16 protein-coding genes and 1 pseudogene are annotated in these 18,589 nt (G+C 67.4%); 9 read left to right on the forward strand and 8 right to left on the reverse strand.

Going from position 1 to position 18,589, the window contains the following annotated elements; genetic code table 11:
* Positions 1–35: 35 nt before the first annotated feature.
* A complete protein-coding gene (locus ACFTSF_RS29675) occupies positions 36–653 on the forward strand; it encodes a GNAT family N-acetyltransferase (RefSeq protein ID WP_380157439.1) in 618 nt (205 codons plus the stop codon).
* On the opposite strand, the gene ACFTSF_RS29680 is transcribed toward ACFTSF_RS29675, so the two are convergent.
* Positions 616–1,035: a hotdog fold thioesterase gene (locus tag ACFTSF_RS29680; RefSeq protein WP_344158752.1), complete on the reverse strand. Its 420-nt coding sequence runs from the start codon at positions 1,033–1,035 to the stop codon at positions 616–618. The two genes, ACFTSF_RS29675 and ACFTSF_RS29680, sit on opposite strands and share 38 nt — an antisense overlap.
* A 100-nt stretch (positions 1,036–1,135) precedes the next feature.
* Here ACFTSF_RS29680 and polA point away from each other — a divergent pair, with 100 nt between their 5' ends.
* A complete protein-coding gene (gene polA, locus ACFTSF_RS29685; protein ID WP_380157441.1) occupies positions 1,136–3,835 on the forward strand; it encodes a DNA polymerase I in 2,700 nt (899 codons plus the stop codon).
* On the opposite strand, the gene ACFTSF_RS29690 is transcribed toward polA, so the two are convergent.
* Entirely contained in the window at positions 3,832–4,536 is a 705-nt protein-coding gene (locus ACFTSF_RS29690; protein WP_380157442.1) for an aspartate/glutamate racemase family protein, read from the reverse strand. The two genes, polA and ACFTSF_RS29690, sit on opposite strands and share 4 nt — an antisense overlap.
* Before the next feature lie 74 nt (positions 4,537–4,610).
* Between ACFTSF_RS29690 and ACFTSF_RS29695 the strand changes: the two genes are divergently transcribed.
* Positions 4,611–5,492, forward strand: coding sequence for a LysR family transcriptional regulator (locus tag ACFTSF_RS29695; protein ID WP_380157444.1), 882 nt, complete (start codon positions 4,611–4,613; stop codon positions 5,490–5,492).
* On the opposite strand, the gene ACFTSF_RS29700 is transcribed toward ACFTSF_RS29695, so the two are convergent.
* Positions 5,480–5,950 (reverse strand): NUDIX domain-containing protein, encoded by a 471-nt coding sequence (locus ACFTSF_RS29700; RefSeq protein ID WP_380157445.1) that lies wholly within the window; start codon positions 5,948–5,950, stop codon positions 5,480–5,482. The genes ACFTSF_RS29695 and ACFTSF_RS29700 overlap by 13 nt on opposite strands.
* A gap of 160 nt (positions 5,951–6,110) precedes the next feature.
* On the opposite strand from ACFTSF_RS29700, the gene ACFTSF_RS29705 reads away from it, so the two are divergent.
* From ACFTSF_RS29705 to ACFTSF_RS29715, 3 genes are read left to right on the forward strand one after another with little or no spacing between them, the layout of a single operon-like run.
* Positions 6,111–7,871, forward strand: a complete 1,761-nt coding sequence (locus ACFTSF_RS29705; protein WP_380157447.1) for an extracellular solute-binding protein — start codon at positions 6,111–6,113, stop codon at positions 7,869–7,871.
* Between the two features lie 5 nt (positions 7,872–7,876).
* Positions 7,877–8,806 carry a carbohydrate ABC transporter permease gene (locus ACFTSF_RS29710; protein ID WP_344158740.1) on the forward strand — a complete coding sequence of 310 codons (930 nt, stop codon included), beginning with the start codon at positions 7,877–7,879 and terminating at the stop codon, positions 8,804–8,806.
* A gap of 3 nt (positions 8,807–8,809) precedes the next feature.
* Entirely contained in the window at positions 8,810–9,790 is a 981-nt protein-coding gene (locus ACFTSF_RS29715) for an ABC transporter permease (RefSeq protein WP_380157449.1), read from the forward strand.
* On the opposite strand, the gene ACFTSF_RS29720 is transcribed toward ACFTSF_RS29715, so the two are convergent.
* Complete coding sequence (locus ACFTSF_RS29720) at positions 9,776–11,014, reverse strand: lipopolysaccharide biosynthesis protein (protein ID WP_380157451.1); 1,239 nt, start codon at positions 11,012–11,014, stop codon at positions 9,776–9,778. The genes ACFTSF_RS29715 and ACFTSF_RS29720 overlap by 15 nt on opposite strands.
* Positions 11,015–11,148: 134 nt before the next feature.
* Here ACFTSF_RS29720 and ACFTSF_RS29725 point away from each other — a divergent pair.
* Positions 11,149–12,360: pseudogene (locus ACFTSF_RS29725) on the forward strand (alpha-(1->3)-arabinofuranosyltransferase family protein); the annotation flags it as partial.
* 1,141 nt (positions 12,361–13,501) lie between these two features.
* Here ACFTSF_RS29725 and ACFTSF_RS29730 read toward each other — a convergent pair.
* Genes ACFTSF_RS29730 through ACFTSF_RS29745 form a run of 4 tightly spaced genes read right to left on the reverse strand, consistent with a single transcriptional unit; the run spans position 13,502 to position 16,564 of the window.
* A complete protein-coding gene (locus ACFTSF_RS29730; protein WP_380157453.1) occupies positions 13,502–14,665 on the reverse strand; it encodes an acyltransferase family protein in 1,164 nt (387 codons plus the stop codon).
* Between the two features lie 10 nt (positions 14,666–14,675).
* On the reverse strand, positions 14,676–15,476 hold the full coding sequence (locus ACFTSF_RS29735) for a class I SAM-dependent methyltransferase (RefSeq protein ID WP_380157455.1): 801 nt from the start codon (positions 15,474–15,476) through the stop codon (positions 14,676–14,678).
* A 9-nt stretch (positions 15,477–15,485) separates the two neighbouring features.
* Positions 15,486–16,001 carry an SRPBCC domain-containing protein gene (locus ACFTSF_RS29740; protein WP_344158730.1) on the reverse strand — a complete coding sequence of 172 codons (516 nt, stop codon included), beginning with the start codon at positions 15,999–16,001 and terminating at the stop codon, positions 15,486–15,488.
* Positions 15,998–16,564, reverse strand: coding sequence for a TetR/AcrR family transcriptional regulator (locus tag ACFTSF_RS29745; protein ID WP_344158728.1), 567 nt, complete (start codon positions 16,562–16,564; stop codon positions 15,998–16,000). Before ACFTSF_RS29745 ends, ACFTSF_RS29740 begins: the two co-directional genes overlap by 4 nt.
* Positions 16,565–16,684: 120 nt before the next feature.
* On the opposite strand from ACFTSF_RS29745, the gene ACFTSF_RS29750 reads away from it, so the two are divergent.
* Both ACFTSF_RS29750 and ACFTSF_RS29755 read left to right on the forward strand, forming a co-directional pair.
* Entirely contained in the window at positions 16,685–17,569 is an 885-nt protein-coding gene (locus ACFTSF_RS29750; RefSeq protein ID WP_344158726.1) for an SGNH/GDSL hydrolase family protein, read from the forward strand.
* Entirely contained in the window at positions 17,557–18,432 is an 876-nt protein-coding gene (locus ACFTSF_RS29755) for a phosphotransferase family protein (protein ID WP_380157458.1), read from the forward strand. The genes ACFTSF_RS29750 and ACFTSF_RS29755 overlap by 13 nt, the downstream gene beginning before the upstream one ends.
* Positions 18,433–18,589: the final 157 nt, after the last annotated feature.

Raw genomic sequence — 18,589 nt, forward strand, 5'->3', positions numbered from 1 at the left:
TTCACCTCGGGGGTGGACCAGACCAGGAGGTCGCTGTGGCCGCTGCCATTGCGGTGCGGGACGCCCAGCCGGGGGATGCTGCCGCGCTCGTCGCGCTGTGGCGCGAGCTGACCACGACCGGTGCGCACCGCCTTCCCGGCGTGCCCACGGTCCCTGCAGTAGAGGTTGCCGTCAGCAAGCATCTGGCCGATCCGTGGGGCCGCCTGATCGTCGGTGAGCTGGACGGCCAGGTGCACGCGATGGCCTACCTGCGCCGGGCCGCGGTCAGTCCGCTGCACGACGACACCACGCTCACGGTGGAGTACCTGCACGTCAGTGACGCCGCCCGCCGGCATGGTGTCGGCAAGGCGATGATCGCCGAGGCGGTCGCCTGGGCCGAGCACGAGAGCTGCCCGCACCTGGCCGTGGTCGCCCCGGCGATTGCCCGCGAGGCGAACCGGTTCCTGGCCAGGCTCGGGCTGGGACAGGCCGGCGTACTGCGTTTTGCGAACACGCACACGGTCGCTCGCCGGCTGGCCGCAGAGCACGCGCCGAACCTGCTGGCCCTGCTCTCCTCGCGACGCTCGGTGATCGCCCGCCGGGCTCAGTTGGCCCGGCCGTTGGCGACCGATCCGATCAGCTACCCGCCGGAGCCTGAATCAGCTGGCAGGTGATCCGCGCCGTACAGACCCGCTTGTCGCGGTCGTCGGTGATCACGACCTCGTACGTCGTGGTGGTCCGGCCGAGGTAAACCGGAGTGGCGACGCCGGTGACCGTGCCCTCGCGGACAGCCCGGTGGTGGGTGGCGTTGATGTCCACCCCGACCGCGACCTTCCCGTACGCCGCGGCGTGCAGCGCGGAACCGATCGAGCCGAGGCTCTCGGCGAGCACGCAGGACGCGCCGCCGTGCAGCAGCCCGTACGGCTGGGTGTTGCCCTTGACGGGCATGGTCGCGACGACCCGATCCGGTGCGGCCTCGCTGACCGCGATCCCCATGAGTTGCAGCAGGCTGCCCTCGACGTCCATACCTGGCGGGAGGTCGTTGTTAACTGTCACCGCAGCAGCCTAACTGCCGTGTTCGGAAACTGTCCCAGGGAAGCACTAGAGTCGGTGTGTGGCTCCAGATACTGACACTTCGACGCTGACCAAGGATCCCATGGCAGGTACAGGGGCGGCAGGTGATAGCCGACCGCGCGTCCTGCTCCTTGATGGGCACTCGCTGGCCTACCGCGCGTTCTACGCACTGCCGGTGGAGAACTTCTCCACCTCGACCGGGCAGCACACCAACGCGGTGTACGGGTTCACCTCGATGCTGATCAACATGCTCCGTGACGAGCAGCCGACGCACATCTGTGTCGCGTTCGACGTGTCCCGCAAGACCTTCCGCTCCGAGCAGTACACGGAGTACAAGGCCGGCCGGTCGAAGTCTCCGGACGAGTTCAAGGGCCAGGTGTCGCTGGTCAAGGAGGTGCTGGACGCGCTCCGCATCCCGACCACGGAGATCGACGGCTGGGAGGCCGACGACATCATCGCCACGCTCGCCACCCAGGCCTCCGAGCAGGGGTTCGAGGTGCTGATCAGCTCCGGCGACCGGGACTCCTTCCAGCTCGTCAACGAGAACGTGACGGTCCTCTACCCCAAGCGCGGCGTCTCCGAGATCGCCCGGATGGACCCGGCCGCGGTCGAGGCGAAGTACGGCGTACCGCCGCGGCTGTATCCGGACCTGGCCGCGCTGGTGGGGGAGAAGAGCGACAACCTGCCCGGCGTACCGGGTGTCGGTGACAAGACCGCGGCGAAGTGGCTGAACCAGTTCGGCTCGCTGAACGATGTGATCGACCGGGTCAACGAGATCAAGGGCAAGGCCGGTGAGTCGCTGCGCGAGCACCTGTCCGACGTGATCCGGAACCGGCAGATCAATGAGCTGATCCGCGACCTGACGCTGGATGTCACCGTCGACGACCTGCTCCGGGTGCCGTGGGACCGCGAGCAGGTGCACACGCTGTTCGACAGCCTCGAGTTCCGGGTGCTGCGTGAGCGGCTGGTCGCGGAGCACGAAGAGGTCGATGCCACCGTCGAGCACGGCTTCGAGCTGGACGGCGTGCAGCTGAAGCCGGGCGAGGTCGCGGCCTGGCTGACCAAGCACGTGAGCGCCGGCGAGCGGGTCGGCGTTGCGGTGCAGGGCAACTGGGGGCGTGGCACTGGTGAGATCACCGGGCTGGCGCTGGCCAACACTGCGGGTGCGGCGGCCTGGTTCGACCCGACTGCGCTGACTCCGGAGGACGAGTCCGCCTGGCAGGCGTGGCTCGCGGACCCGAAGCAGCCGAAGGCGCTGCACGATGCGAAGGGTCCGCTGCTCGGTTTCCTGGAGCGCGGCTGGACGCTGGCCGGTCTGAGTTCGGACACCCAGCTGAGTGCGTACCTGGCGCGTCCGGATCAGCGTTCCTACGATCTGGCCGACCTGACCGTGCGCTATCTGAAGCGTGAGCTCCGGACCGAAGAGGTCGAGAACGGTCAGCTCAGCTTCGACGACATCGAGGGCGGCCCGGCCGCCGACCACACGATGCTGCGCGCCCGCGCGATCGCCGACCTGGCCGACACCCTGGACGCCGAGCTCGAGAAGCAGGCCGGTACGGCGCTCTTGGCGGATGTCGAGTTGCCGCTGATCGACGTGATCGCCGGGATGGAGCGCGACGGGATCGCGGTCGACCGCCCGTATCTCGAGGAGCTGGAAGAGCGGTTCGCGACCGGCGTCCGCGAGGCCGCCACGGCGGCGTACGAGGTGATCGGCAAGGAGATCAACCTCGGTTCGCCCAAGCAGCTGCAGGTGGTGCTGTTCGACGAGCTGCAGATGCCGAAGACGAAGCGGACCAAGACCGGTTACACCACGGACGCGGATTCGCTGCAGGCGCTGTTCGAGAAGACCGAGCACCCGTTCCTGGCGTACCTGCTCGCGCACCGCGACGCGACCCGGTTGCGGCAGACCGTCGAGGGCCTGCTGAAGACGATCAGCCCGCGCGACGCCCGGATCCACACGACGTTCAACCAGACGATCGCCGCCACCGGCCGGCTCAGCTCCACCGACCCGAACCTGCAGAACATCCCGATCCGCACCGAGGAGGGCCGCCGGATCCGGCAGGCCTTCGTCGTCGGCGAAGGCCATGAGTCGCTGATGTCGGCCGACTACAGCCAGATCGAGATGCGGATCATGGCGCACGTCTCCAAGGACGAGGGCCTGATCGCGGCGTTCAACTCCGGCATGGACTTCCACTCGGTGACCGCGTCGCGGGTGTTCTCGGTCGAGCCGTCCGAGGTGACCCAGGAGCAGCGCGCCAAGATCAAGGCGATGAACTACGGCCTCGCGTACGGCCTGTCGGCGTACGGGCTGAGTCAGCAGCTGAAGATCGGCGTCGACGAGGCCAAGGGCCTGATGGACGAGTACTTCGAAGGCTTCGGCGGAGTCCGCGACTACCTGCGCAGCATCGTCCTCGAAGCCGGCAAGAGCGGCTACACCGAAACCATCCTCGGCCGCCGCCGCTACCTCCCCGACCTCACCAGCGATAACCGCCAACGCCGCGAGATGGCCGAGCGGATGGCCCTGAACGCCCCCATCCAGGGCTCCGCCGCCGACGTCATCAAAATGGCCATGCTCAAGGTCGACACCTCCCTCAAGGCCTCCAGCCTCCAGTCCCGGATGCTCCTCCAGGTCCACGACGAACTGGTCTTCGAAGTAGCCCCCGGCGAACGCGAAGCCCTCGAAGAACTCGTCCGCCGAGACATGGGCGCCGCCGTAGAGATGGACGTCCCCCTCGACGTCTCCGTAGGCGTAGGCCGAACCTGGCACGAAGCCGCCCACTAGTTCGCCGCAGGGTTCTGCACTGCATGGTCGAGGGCGGCCGTGCAGTGCAGGGTGGTGGTGGGGAAGACGGGGACGGGCAGGTCGGAGGCGGTGAGGGTGAGTTCTAGTTCGGTGCAGCCTAGGACGATTCCTTGTGCGCCTTGGGTGATGAGGTCGTTGGCGATGTGGATGAGGGACTGCCTGGATGGCTGGGAGACGAGGCCTACGCAGAGTTCGGTGTAGATGATGCGTTGGATCTCGGTGCGGGCGGAGGCGTCGGGGACGAGGGTTTGGATGCCGTGGTGGGTCAGGCGGTTGGTGTAGAAGGTTTGTTCCATGGTGTAGCGGGTGGCTAGTAGGCCGATGTGGGTGAGGCCTTGGGCCCGTACGGCGTTGGCTGTCACGTCGCCTAGGTGGAGGACGGGGACGGTGACGGCTGCGGCGATGGTGTCGTAGACCTTGCGCATGGTGTTGGTGGCGATCAGGATCAGGGTCGCGCCGGCGGCTTCGAGGTCGGCGGCTTCGCGGGCGAGGATCTGGCCGGCGGCCGGCCAGTTGTTGGTGGCCTGGAGGTGTTCGATCTGGGCGAAGTCGACGGTGGCGACTCGGAGGCGGGCGGAGTGCAGGCCGCCTAGGCGGTCTCGGACGCCTTGGTTGAGGAGCCGCAGGTACTCCGCGGTTGACTCCCAGCTCATTCCGCCGAGTACGCCGATGATCTCCATGCGGTCGATGATGCGTCGGCGCGAGGTGGTAGCAGAAGAGCGATCTCGTGACCGGATCTGTCATCGTTGGTGACATGTCTGAGCTGGAACCCGATCCGCGCAGCCTGCTGGTGTTCAACGTGGTGGTCGAGGAAGGGTCGATGTCGGCGGCTGCCCGGCGGCTCGGGTGGACGCATCCTGCGATCAGTCAGCACGTGCAGCGGTTGGAGCGAGCAGCCGGTACGGCGCTCCTGATCCGCTACGGCCGTGGAGTCCGGCCGACGGCGGCGGGTGCGGAGTTGGCCGCGGCGACCGCGGTTCTCGCCGGGGCGCAGTCGGCGGCTGCGGTGACGCTGCGACGACTCGGTGAGGCGGGCAGCGCCGTCGTACGGGTGGTGGCTTTTCCGACGGCTTGTGCGACCTTCCTTGTCGACACGGTGTCAGCGATGGCGCCCGTGCGGGTGCAGCTACAGCAGGCCGAGCCTGAGGCTGCGTTGGCGATGCTGGCTGAGCGGAAGGCTGACTTGGCTGTTGTGTTCGACGATGAGCCGTCGGCCGTGCAGCTGGAGCGGATCCCGCTGTTCGACGACGAGTTGGTGCTTGTCGTACCTGAGGATCATGTGCTGGCCGCAATGCCCAAGGTGTCCTCGACTCAGCTGAGCGAGTACACGGTGGTCGCGGGATGCGACCGCTGTCGACAAAGGTTGTGGCAGCACGGGATGCGGGAGGGCGTGCGTCTGGAGCTGCATCATCAGGACACCGACGACTATGTCCTGATGCAGGCGATGGTTGCCGCTGGCCAGGGCCCGGCCGTCCTGCCTGCGCTGGCGCTGCGGGCCCATCGCCGGCCGGGGCTGGTCGCCGTACCGCTGGATCCGCCGCTGATCCGGCGGATCTCGGTGTGTCGCCGCGCAGGGCGGCCGGCGACTGAGCACGTGGCGCGGGTGCTGCAGGAGATCTGCGCTCAGGTGGCGTAGTAAGGCGTGACGTCGGGGGAGAGGGCACGCTCGATGAACCGGAGCTCGTCTTCGCGCAGGTCTGGGAGTTTGTCGAGGGGCCACCAGCGGACGTCGAGTGACTCGTCGTCGTTGACGCGGGCTTCGCCGGCGATCGGGCGGCAACGGAAGCAGAGATCCAAGAACTGGACCTGGTCGCCGTTCGGATACATCGCCGGTGGGAAGGACTCGACGTTGACCAGGCGTTCCACTGATGCCTCGACGGCGGTCTCCTCGTAGATCTCGCGGAGCAGGGCGGCCGCGGGTTGTTCGCCGGGCTCGAGGATGCCGGCCACGAGCGACCAGCGGCCGTTGTCGGCACGCTGGACGAGCAGGACCTGGTCGTGGTCGTCGAGGACGACGGCGGTCAGGCCGGTGAGCCAGAGCAGGTCGTGACCGATCTTCGCGCGCAGCTCGAGGATGAACTTCGGGGTCGCCATGAAAACGACCCTATCCGGCACCGGGAGCAACTTTCTTTCCTGAGGAAAGTTGCGGACGGCGCTCGCTCACCCCTTTCGGACAGATCCGATCTCTGCCATTCTGCGGGACAGTCGATCGTAGATCCTATCGGATATCTCACAGACCGTATCGGGAGGCAGGATGCGCAAAGTGGTGAAACGACGGTCGTTCGTCGCCGGCGCCATGGGAATCGCCGCTGCAGGCAGCAGTGGCCTGCTGAGCGGGTGCGGCTCCGGTACGGCGGATGCGGGCGCCGCCCCGGAGAGCCTGACCCAGCCGCCCGTGGAGCTCGCGCCGCTCAAGTCCGGCGTCAACTACCCAGCGGGGTATGTCGGTCCCAAGGCGCGCAAGCAGCAGACGATCGTGAAAGAGCCGGTGACCTTCACGGTCGTGGTCCCGCAGAGCCTCACCGTCGGTGACTGGTCGACGAACGAGTTCACCAAGTGGATGGAGCAGCAGACCGGGATCCGGATCCAGTGGCGGCAGGTGGCCGGTAAGGGCAACGACCCGGAGACCATGACGAAGGTCAACGCCATGATGGCGGCCGGCGACGTACCGGATGCGTTCCTCGGCATCACGTTCACCCGCTCGCAGCTCTACCTGTACGGCGCGCAGAACCTCTTCGTCGACCTGAACCCGTACCTCGAGCGCTACGCGCCCAATCTCCAGCAGGCGATGAAGGACTACCCCGAGGCGGGCAAGCTGATCGTGTCGCCGGACGACGGCGTCTACAGCTTCCCCGACTTCAACGACTGCTACCACTGCCGTGCCTCGGGCGGCCGGGCGCTGATCAACACCGACTGGGTTCGCAAGGTCGGTCTGGCGGTGCCGACCACGACCGACGAGTTCCGCGAGGTGCTGACCGCGTTCAAGAAGGACGACCTCGGTGGCGGCGGGAAGACGATCCCGTTCGGCGGCTACAAGGATGCGCCGCTGGACACCTTCTTCATGAACTCGTTCCTCTACAACCCGAGCTACAGCGTCAACGGCGGTGACCGGCCCTGGCTGGCCGTCTACGACGGCAAGGTCGAGGCGAACTTCGTCAAGGACGAATGGCGCGAGGGCCTGAAGTACCTGCACGGCCTGTACGCCGACGGTCTGCTGGCGAAGGACATCTTCACGGCGACCGAGGACCAGATCAAGCGGTACGGCGACAACCCGACCGGGCCGGTCATGGGCGGCGCCCGGGTCTACTACTGGGGCACGTTCATGACACTGGACCTGGACGACCCGAACGCGCGGTGGCGCCAGTACGAGACGATGACGCCGCTCAAGGGACCGAACGGCGTACAGGTCGCTCCTTGGAACTACCTCAGCGTCGGCGTCGAGGTCTCGACGCTCGTGGTCACGCGCAAGTGCAAGCGCCCCGACCTGCTGGTGCGGTGGGCCGACTTCCAGATGGATCTCGAGGCCATCCTGCGTTCGTACGCCGGACCTGACTTCCGCTGGTCGGCGAAGGGTGACAAGGGCATCAACGGTGAGCAGTCCGTGTTCGGCATGGAGTCCTGGAACACCGATGAGACCAAGGGCAAGACCTGGGATCAGTACGCCGTGATGTACCGGTCCGGCGACTTCCGGCTGGCCGAGCGGGTCAATCCGAAGAAGCCGACGTTCGAGTCGCCGCTGTACGAGGAGACCCGGGACCATTTGTTCCCGTACAAGCAGCCGATGGAGCAGCAGTTCCCGCCGGTCACCCTCGAGGCCGACCAGGCCGCGCTCGACGCCGAGATCGGGCTCAACCTCAAGAGCGAGGTGACCACCTCGCTGGCCAAGTTCGTCACCGGCCGGCTCGACCCGAACGACGACGCGCAGTGGAACGACTTCACCGGCCGCGTGCAGTCGATCGGACTGAAGCCCTACCTGGAGATCCAGCAGGCCGCCTACGAGACCTACCAGGGGTGATGGCGATGGCCACCACAACACCGACCGTGAACTCGGCGGGTTCGCCGGCTCCGGTGCAGGAGACGCGGTCCGACCGGATCGTGATGATCTGCAACTACACCGCGCTCGGACTGTTCACGCTCGCCGTTCTCTACCCCCTCGTGTATGTGCTCAGCGCCTCGCTGAGTGATCCGAAGAATGTTGTCTCCGGCAAGGTCTGGCTCTGGCCGGTCGGGCTGAGCATCGAGTCGTTCAAGGCGGTCTTCGACTACGACTCGATCGTCAGTGGCTTCTCGAACTCCGTCGTGTACGCCGTCGGCGGGTCGGTGCTCGCCACCGTCCTGACCCTGTTCGCGGCGTACCCGTTGTCGCGGAAGGGTTTGCCGGGCAAGGGCCTGATCATGGCGCTGTTCGTGTTCACGATGATGTTCTCCGGCGGCCTGATCCCGTCGTACCTGGTGGCCGACCGGCTCGGCATCCTGAACACCCGCTGGGCGATCATCCTGCCGGCCGCGCTCGCGGTCTGGAACATGATCATCACCCGGACCTTCTTCCAGTCCACGATCCCCGAGGAGCTGGTCGAGGCCGCGAAGGTCGACGGCTGTACCGACTTCGGCTTCTTCTGGCGGATCGTGCTGCCGCTGAGCAAACCGATCATCGCGGTCAACCTGCTCTTCTACGCCGTCGCCCAGTGGAACTCGTGGTTCAGCGCGCTGATCTACCTGACCAACGAGCACCTGTTCCCACTGCAGCTGGTGCTGCGCCAGATCCTGCTGCAGAACCAGTTCGACCCGTCTCAGGTCCGCGACACCGCCGAGCTGATCCGGATGAAGGAACTCCAGGAGCAGCTGAAGTACTCGCTGATCGTGATCGCCACCATTCCGCCGCTGCTGGTCTACCCCTTTGTGCAGAAGCACTTCGTCAAGGGGGCCATGGTCGGCTCGTTGAAGGGCTAAGAGATGGCCATCGACACTTTGGTACGACGGACTCCCGCACGCAGCGGGGCTCAGCCGCGGCCGCGGAAGCAGGCCGTGTCGCTGGGGACGCGGATGCGGCGGAACTGGCAGTTGTACGCGATGCTGGCGGTCCCGCTGATCTGGCTGGCGATCTTCGCCTACTGGCCGATGTACGGCGCGATCATCGCGTTCAAGGATTACAACGTGATCGACGGGATCCTGGGCAGTCGCTGGGTTGGGTTCAAACACTTCGAGCGGTTCGTCGAGTCGTACCAGTTCGGGCGGCTGATCAAGAACACGCTGGTGCTGCAGGTCTACGAACTGTTCGCGACCTTCTGGCCGCCGATCCTGCTGGCGCTCGGCCTGAACATGGCCCGCCGCAAGTGGTACCGCCGGTCGGTGCAGCTCATCACCTACGCACCGCACTTCATCTCCACGGTGGTCGTGGTCGGCATCATCGTCGTCCTCGTCGACCCGAACACCGGCGTACTGAACCAGTTCCTCGGGATCTTCGGGGCCGGGCCGATCGACGTACTGAACAACCCGGACTACTTCCGGCACCTCTACGTCTGGTCCAGCTCCTGGCAGACGATGGGCTTCTCGGCGATCATCTACCTGGCCGCGCTGACCAGCGTCTCCCCGGAACTGCACGAAGCCGCGATTGTCGACGGTGCCTCCCGGCTCCGCCGCGTCTGGCACATCGACCTCCCGGCGATCCGCCCGGTCGCGGTGATCCTGCTGATCCTCAACATCGGCACGATCATGACCGCCGGCTTCGAGAAGGTCCTGCTGCTGCAGAACACCCTGAACCTGCAGACGTCCGAAGTACTCGACACCTACGTCTACAAACTCGGCTTCGCCTCCGAGGTCCCACAGTTCAGCTACGCGGCCGCGATCGGCCTTTTCCGCTCGGTCATCGGCCTGGTGCTACTGGTCATCGCCAACACCCTGGCCCGCAAGTTCGCGAAATCAAGCCTCTGGTGAGGGAGCCGGACCCTGGCGGCGGTGGAGGCCGGCCGCCAGGGTTGCCGAGAGGAGGAGGGCGCAGCCGCTGGTGAGGGCGACCAGGGTCTTGACGCCGGTCATGCCGTTGGTGAGGACGATGGCGGCGGTGCCAGCGAGCACGATCAGGCCGGCCCAGATCAGCAGGGCGGCGCGCTTCTCCTGTTGTGCGATGGCGGCGTACACGACCATCTGCAGTACGGCGTACGCCGAGCCCGCGATCGCGAACATCCAGGTGAACGGGCCGAGTGTCGCGTACTTCTCCGGCCCACCGATCACCGCGACCACCAGGTCCGGCAGGACGAGCGTTCCGACGACTGTGCACACGCCTAGCCCGGCGACCGCGAGGATCGCGCGGCGGAGTTTGACCGTGTCACCGGGGGAGTTGGCCAGGGACGGGAACACGATGACGATCACGAACTGCGGGAGGAACAGGCAGGCCTTGGCCACGATCACTCCGGCCGCGTAGTACCCGCTGTGCTGCCCGTCGAGCAGACCGCGCGCAAGCAGTACGTCGGCGTTCGCGATCACGAAGAACGCGAGCAGGACGTGGGTGCCGTGCGCGGTCTCCCGCAGTACCTCCTTGACCAGCGCAGGTGTCCCACCGGCCGCATCACGCAGCAGAACACTGCCCAGTACGGCGGGTACGGCGGCGCCGAGCGCGAGCCCGATCATCGCCGAGTCGAGTGACGGGTGGATCAGCAGCGCACCACCGCCGAGCACCAGCCGGCCGATCCCGACCGAGGTGTACACCGCGGCCAGCTCGGTCCAGCGCTGACTGCCCTGGAGGACTCCGAGCTGTGAGCCCATCAGAGTCAGCCCAGCGAGCGTCGGTGCCAGCAGGACGACCGCGACGATCGAGTCGATGTGCAGCAGCCACATGAACAGCGGTGTGGCGAGCAGACAGACCACGGTGAGACCAACCGCCGTACGGCGACCTGCCTGCAGCATGGCGTGTGCCAGTGAGCCGTCGTCGGTGTGGGTGGCGAGTCGGCGCGCGCCGGTGGCCTGCAGGCCGAGCGAGGCCACGTTGCCGATTAGCAGCAGCCCGAGCAGCGCGGTGATCGCGCCGAACTGCTCCGGCACGAGCCGGTGTGTTCCGATCAGGGTGAAGCCGTAGGCGGCGACGTTCATGATCGCCATGCCGACCGCGACGACGGTGGCACTGCGCAGGAAGCTGAGCCTCGGCTCTGTGACGGAATTCATCGCCCCCAACCGTACGGGCCTGGGAGTTCCATATCACTATGGCCACGCCCAGCGATTGAGCGCCTCTGATCCGTTAGGGTCCGCCTGTGCTGAAGGCAGGAACGTCCGAGCAGGTGGTCTGGCGAGCGAGGCTCGTGCTGGGCTGTCTGTTGCTGTCGGCACTCTGTTTCCACCACGCACCGGGACCAGTTGCACCTGGTTCCAGAGTCAACGACCCGACCGCGCTGCTGCGGGGCGCACTGCACCTCTGGGCCCCGGACAGTGCGCTGGGACAGCTGCAGAGTCAGTCCTTTGGCTACCTGCTGCCGATCGGCCCGTTTCAGTGGCTGATGCATGCGGTGTCGATGCCGGACTGGGTCGGGCAACGGCTCTGGTGGTGTGTGGTGCTGTGCGTCGCGTTCCTCGGCGTGTGGAAGCTGGCCAACGCCTGGCGGTACGGGGTGCCCTGGACGCGGTTTGCCGTCGCACTGCTCTACGCCCTGAGCCCACTGCTCCTCAGTGGCATGTCGATCAGCTCAGCGGAGGTGTGGCCGCTGGCCATGGCTCCCTGGGTGCTGTTGCCGCTGGTGACGCCCCGGGCGCGGTCAGGCTGGTGGCGGGTCGGCTGGTCGGCCATGGCGTTCGCGCTGATCGGTGGAGCGGATCCGGTCGCGGCCGGGCTGACACTCGTGCTCCCGATCGTCTGGTTGCTCACCCGGCGCCGCGACCGCTGGACACTAAAGGTTGCCGCAGGCTGGGTCGGCTGTGTCCTCGCCGTCTCGGTCTGGTGGCTCGTCCCGCTGCTGCTGGTCGTGCAGTACGGCACCCCAGCCGACCGCTCGGCGGCGTTCGTCCAGCCGCGTGGTGAAGTGGATGACCTTGACGCCGACCAGTGGCGACCATGGATCGAGAAGCAGAACACGAGCGGCAACGTGCTCGTCGTACCGACCGGTCAGCCGCAGTGGCTCGATGACGAGGTGGAGCGCCGTCTCGCCTCAGGCATCGGCGACCGTACGTTCCAGCAGGCCCTGACCCACGCCGGTGTCCGGTACGTCGTCATTCGCAACGACCGTGCTGCCGGAGTACCTCCCGCTGCGGTCGTCCACGAGACGCTGGATGAGGCGGGTCTGAAGCGAGTCGCGCACTTCGGTCCGCCGGTCGGGGACTACCCGAGTGTGGAGATCTACGACGTCGGTGGGGTGAGCGTCGCCCGGCTGATCCCGGAGTCGCGATTCGTCGAGGTGCGTGGCGCCACGAGCGACGTACCGGCGGTGTTGTCGGCGCTGGGCGGCGAGCGGGAGGCGATCACCGGCTCTGACGTGAGTGAGGCGCTCGGGCAGTTGCCGCTGATCCAGACCGACGGACTGCAGCGTCGGGCGCTCGGTGTGGACCAGCCGGCCGGCAGTCGGGCTGAGCGAGTCGAGCTGCCCGCGGCCGATCGGCAGCCGAGTGCACTGGTGCTGAGGAACCCGCAGATCGGGCGCTCCGCCTGTGCGCATGTAGCCGGCCGGTCGGTGTGTCAGCCAAGTAATGCGCGTGATGCCGATGAGCCGGGCGGGTTGCTGCGAACGGTCGACCTGCCACAGACGGCGTCGTACGAGCTGAAAGGTACGGCGTTGCCGCAGGACGGGCCTGCGCTCGATCGACTGCTGTCGGGGCCGATCGGAGTGAAGGCGTCGTCCCGCGCGGTCGCTGCACCGGAAGGGCGGCCGGGCGCGGTCGTAGACCAGGACATCACCACCACTTGGGTTGCGGACGCCGCAGACCGCGATCCGATCCTGACGCTGACCTTGCCGACCGCGAGGAAGTTGAGTGGGCTGCAGTTCCGGACCGAAGCAGCGCCTGCGCCCGCCGAAGTCTCGCTCAGCTTCGACGGTGGTCCGGCCACCGTCAGCAAGCTGGATGCGGACGGCTACGTGCGCTTCGGGGAGCGGCTGGCTCGCACGGTCGAGATGCGCTTCGCCCGGACCGACAAGCCAGTAGCGATCTCGGAGATTCGCGTCGTCGGCGCCGACGAACTGCGGCAGGCACTGCGGCTCGACAACCGGGTAGGGGAGTCCTGCGGGTCCGGACCGGTCGTCAAGGTGGACGGCAAGCCGACCATGACGCGAGTGACCGGCACCATGCGGGACCTCCTGCAGCGGCGTCCGGTCGCGTTCACCAGCTGCGATGCGGGACCCGTCGTACTGCAGGCCGGTCGGCACGAGGTCGATGTGCTGACGAACGGCGGTCTGGTCCCGACTGAGGTCACGCTGACCAAGGCAGGCTTCGGTGACGTGTCCGTCACGCCGGTGCACGGGGTGAACGTGTGGCGGCCGAACCCGGCCGCGCTGACACTTGAGGTACCGGCATCGAGCAAGGCGTCGGTCCTGACCGTCGCGCAGAACTACAACAAGGGCTGGGTCGCGTACGACGGCAGTGGGCGCAATCTGACGCCGATCCGAGTCGCGGGCTGGCAGCAGGGCTGGGTACTGCCGGCAGGTGAGGAGCAGTTGGTCAACGCACGGTTCATGCCGGACCGGGCGTATCGGGCCGGTCTCCTGGTTGGCTCGCTTGGAGTGCTCGCCGTGATGGCGATGGCGGTGTTCTACCGGCGCCGGACCCGTCGGTCCGGACACCAGCTAAAGGCCGCTCCATGGTGTAGTAGCTGGCTGCAGCGAGCCCGATGGACGCGAGCAGAGTCGTAACGAACAGGAACACGAACTGCGTGCTGATGCGCTCGAGCAGCGTCAGCGCGATCACCTGATACGCGAACACGCCGTACGTGAGATTGCTGGCCAGACGGGCCGGTCTGCCGCCCAGGTAGTGCGCAGTGCGAGCGCTGGGAGCCAAGGCCGGGAACAGCACACAGGCCGCGATGCCGGTGTAGAGCAGGCTCTTCACAGCGGTCTGGCCGGGAGTGGCGGGCGACTGATCGTACGGACCGGCCAGCGGAGTCGCGGCAAGCAGGAGGAGCGCCGCTGCGACACCCCAGACCGTCCCGGGGATCGTGGTGAGGATGTCGAGAGCGGATGAGCCGAGCCGGCCTGTGCTGCGCGCGACCTGCCACAGTGCGAAGCCCATGCCGACCGCGAACCAGCCCAGGTATCCGGGCAGCCAGAGCCCGGCGTTCGGGTGATGTGTCGCGGCCATCACGGTCATCCACACGGGGCCGAACACAGTGAGCCCCGCGAGCACGGTGAGCCGCCACCGGACACTGCGCCGGGTCGGACGCTCATACCCGGTCAGGAGCTTGGCCAGCGCCGGGAGGATCACGTAGAACGCTGCGATCGCCGCCAGACTCCAGAGCTGCGTCAGACCGGGTGCTGGCGAACCCTCGAAGTACACCTGCGTGAGCGTCGCGTGCTGGAGGTACGTCGACCAGTCAGCCGAGTGCAGCAGCAAGGCGGCGAGCAGTACGGCGACCCACAGCACAGGCAGGATCCGCACGGCCCGCTTCCGCAGGTAGGGCAGGGTCAGCGGCGGCAGTGTGCCCTCGAACCACGCCACCACGTGCGGCCGGTAGAGCAGGAAGCCGCAGATCGCGCAGAAGACCGCAGCGCCGACGTCCAGTCGCGACAGCAGACCAGCGAGCGCTCCGGCATCGCTGTGCAGGGCGACCTGCGCGGTCAGCACCGCCAGCGCGGCCATGACCCTCAGACCGTCGAGTGCGGGGAACCTGTGGCGCGTCATCCCAGTCCTCTCATGCAGAGGCCTCCTTGCGGGCCGACCAGATCGCCGTACCGGGGACGTAGCGGCCGCGATGCGGACCCCAGCCACCCCAGACCAGCGTGTGACCAGCAGGCCACTCCGGCTCGAGCAGATCGTCGACGACGAACCCGGACTCGGTCAGCGCACGAATCCAGTCACCGATCGTCCGGTGATGCTCCACGTAGACCGGCGTACCAGCGTCGTCGACCTCGACGTACGGCGTCCGGTCGAAGTACGGCTTGTCGATTCGCAGACCGCCGGCGTACGGGTCGTCCGGCATCGTCCAGCGGAACGGATGGGTCACCGAGAAGACCAGCAGGCCCTCAGGTTTGAGAGCGCGGGCGATCTCGCGCAGAGCGGTCCCCGCGTCGGCCACGAACGGCAATGCACCGAACGCCGAACAGACGATGTCGAAGGTGGCGTTCGCGTAGGGCAGTGCGGTCGCATCGGCCGCGACCGTCCGGACCGCGGTCCCGGTCCGGACGTCCAGCTCCCGCGCGATCCGCAGTTGCTCCAGCGAGATGTCGAAGGCAACGACATCGGCGCCTTGGCCCACCAGCCAGCGGGCACACTGGGCCGCGCCGCAGCCCACCTCGAGGATGCGCTTGCCACGCACCGGTCCGAGCAGCTGCGCGGATTCCTCGTCGACACCCTCGGGACCCCAGATGAACCGGTCGTCGCCGAGGAAGTCGCCGTGATCCTCGAGGTACTGGGCGGCGGCGGAGTTCCAGTAGGTCCGGCTGGCCTGAGAGCTCTCGGCCTCGGTCAGCTCGATACGTTGCGGCTCGACCACGCGGTGACTCTAGCGAGCTTCGGCCGCCCGCGTCGCGATCGCCTGGTTCATCGCGCGGAACTGTGGCTCGATCGTGTCGCGCAGCATGCCGGCCGTGAACGGTACGGCGGCGCCGCGGAAGATCTCCTCCTGGATCAGCTTCGATCGCCCGTCGGGCAGGGCCTCGATCCGGAACGCGTGCTCACCGTCGAAGATCCCGCCGAATCCGATCCGGCCGATCCAGCGCAGCTCGCGGCCGGGCTGGACGGCCAGCAGCTTGGGCGTGAAGGTCGTCTCGGCGCCCTTGGTGTCGCGCAGGACGTTGGTGATCGTGCCGCCAACGGCGAGCGGACCGGTCGAGGAGACGATGAACGGGTTCCAGGCCGGGTAGTGCTCGCGGTCGGTCAGGACCGTCCAGACCTGGTCGGGGGAGGCGTTGATCTCGACCTCGGTGCGCAGGACCGTGGGGCGGACGATCGTGTAGGTGGTGTAGCCGGCCAGCAGCAGAACAAAGACGCCAAGGCCTACCAGCAGGCGACGTTTCACGGGGACTCCTCAGGTCCAAGGACGCTGAGCACCAGCGTCCGGGCGTATTCAGGGGTGAGCGGCTCTTGCGTGACCAGGAGCCGGTAGTACAGCGGGCCGACCAGTTGGTCGACCAGCAGGGCGGGCGCGACATGGTCGAGCACGAGCCCGGCCTCCTGCGCCTTGGCCACGACAGCGGTGACGGCTCCGTGCCGCTCCGCCCAGAGGGCGCGGACGCTCTCGCCGACGCGCGGCTCACGGGCGGCTGCTGCTGCAAGGTCAGCGATCAAAGTGGTCGGCGTCTCGGACAGACCTGCGGCGATCGCGGTGACCAGTGCGGTCAGATCGGCCCGTGGGTCGTCGGACGGCTCGAACGGGATCTCCTCGCGCATCATCGCGATCAGTGCGACGACGAGCTCGGCCTTGGACGCCCAGCGCCGGTACAGCGTGGTCTTGGCGACCCCGGCCCGCTCGGCGACCCGGTCGATCGACAAACCGTCGTACCCGCCGTGCCGCAGCTCTTCGGCCGCGGCTGCGAGCAGCCTGCCCTCGATCGCGGTGTCTCGCGGCCGTCCTCGTGTCATGGCCTTTACGCTATGGCGGTAGCGTAAATAAAGCAAACGCTGCCGAGGTCTTGCCGAAAAGCTGAAAGCTCCTCATCGTGGTCTGTTACTGATTGGTCACTTAACGTCAAAGGCGGCGGCATGAAGAGAACCTTGATAGCGGTGGCGGTAGCGACCGGACTGCTCGCCAGTGGGCTGACGCCGCTGCCGGCGATGGCGGCTCCGCCGCTGGTCTATGTGGCGATGGGCGACTCGTTCGCCGCGGGTTCGCTCGTGTTGCCGGCCAAGGAGCCGCTGACCTGTGCGCGCTCGGCGGTCAACTACGCGTCCCTGATCGCCGCGCAGGTGCAGCCCGCGAAGTTCCGCGACGTCACCTGTGGCGCGGCGACGACCGCGCACTTCGCGAATCCACAGCCGGGCATCATCCTCGGCACGGCAGCACCGCAGTACGACGCTCTGAGCGCGGACACCACGCTGGTCTCGGTCGGGATCGGCGGCAACGACATCGGGCTGGTCGGGCTCGCGTTCTCCTGCGTGAACCTGCTGCCGCAGCCGGTCGGGACCTCGTGCAAGGCGACCAACACCACAGGTGGTGTGGACAAGTTGGCGCAGAAGATCGACGCGTTCGCGCCGACGTACGGGACTGTGATCGAGCAGATCCGGCAGCGGGCGCCACAGGCAAAGATCCTGATGGTCGGCTACCCGACCGGGATCCGGAAGGGCGGCTGCTGGCCGGTCGTGCCGGTGTGGGCCGCGGATGCCGACTACCTCCAGTCGGCGCTGACCCGGCTCAACCGCCGGATGGCGGAACAGGCGAGCGCGCACGGAGCGACGTACGTCGATCTGGCCACGCCGAGCGTTGGACACGACATGTGCAAGCCGGCCGGGACACGGTGGATCGAAGGACTGATCCCGAGTGTGACCACCAACGGTCTGGTGCCGCTGCACCCGAACGCGGCTGGGCTGCGCAACGCCGTACCGACGGTTTTGGCGGCGATGGCAGGATCGGGCGGGTGGATGGACTAGCGGCAAGTGCAGTTCCGCTGACCGGCGGTTACCAGGGGCAGACCTTCGCGGTGACCGCCGGCGGTGAGGAAGCGGTGCTGAAGCTGTACGTGAAGGATCCGGATCGGGCGGTCGTCGATGCGGCTCTGCTGCAGCTCGTGCGCGGGTTGCTGCCGGTACCGCGGATCCTCGATTTGAAGCGCGAAGGGTCGCTGGAGGACCCGCCGTACTTGCTGATGGAGCGTCTGCCAGGCGTGAACCTGCAGGTCTATCTGGAGACGGCCGGTCCGGACGAACGGCGGAAGGTCGGCGCTCAGCTGGGGGAGTTGCTCGCCCGGCTGAGCGGGATGCCGTTCCTGACCGCGGGCATGTTCCGCGGCGGCGAGCTGACCGTCGAGCCGTTCGGTCCGGGTGACCTGGAGGAGTACGCCGCCGGCCTTGGTGTCGCGTACGGCGGTCTCGCGGAGGTGTTCGCGGAGGCCGAAGACCTCCTGGATGGCGCCCAGAACCGGTTCTGCCTGGTTCACAGCGACTTCAACCCGAAGAACCTGCTGGTGGACCCGGAGACCGCCCGGATCACCGGCCTGATCGACTGGGAGTTCTCGTTCGCAGGGTCGCCGTACGCCGATCTCGGCAACCTGCTGCGGTTCGAGACCGACCCGGTGTTCGCCGGCGCGGTCCTGAGCGGGCTGCGGGGGAGCGGAGTCGAGCTCCCGGAGCCGCTCGTGGACCTCGGCCGGGCGGCCGATCTGTGGGCCCTGATCGAGCTCGCCTCGCGGGCGGTGGACAACCCGGTCGTGGCCGCTGCGGCGGCCCTGGTGTACCGGATGGCGGACACGCGGACCCTCTCCGGAGACCGTCCCGACCTCGACGTCGTACATTGAGCTGAGTGGCACGTCGGGAGACCTCGGCGGGTGCCCGGTGCCGACCGGGTGCCCCAGGTTGTGTTGCCTCCGTCAAGACCGGTATTCTGTGAGATGCGCTATGGGCCTGCGCGACCTCGGACGGAGCAGGCTCGTGCTCGCAGCTTGTCGGTGGTGA

The sequence above is a fragment of the Kribbella sp. NPDC056951 genome (assembly GCF_042674205.1).
GTDB lineage: Bacteria > Actinomycetota > Actinomycetes > Propionibacteriales > Kribbellaceae > Kribbella > Kribbella yunnanensis.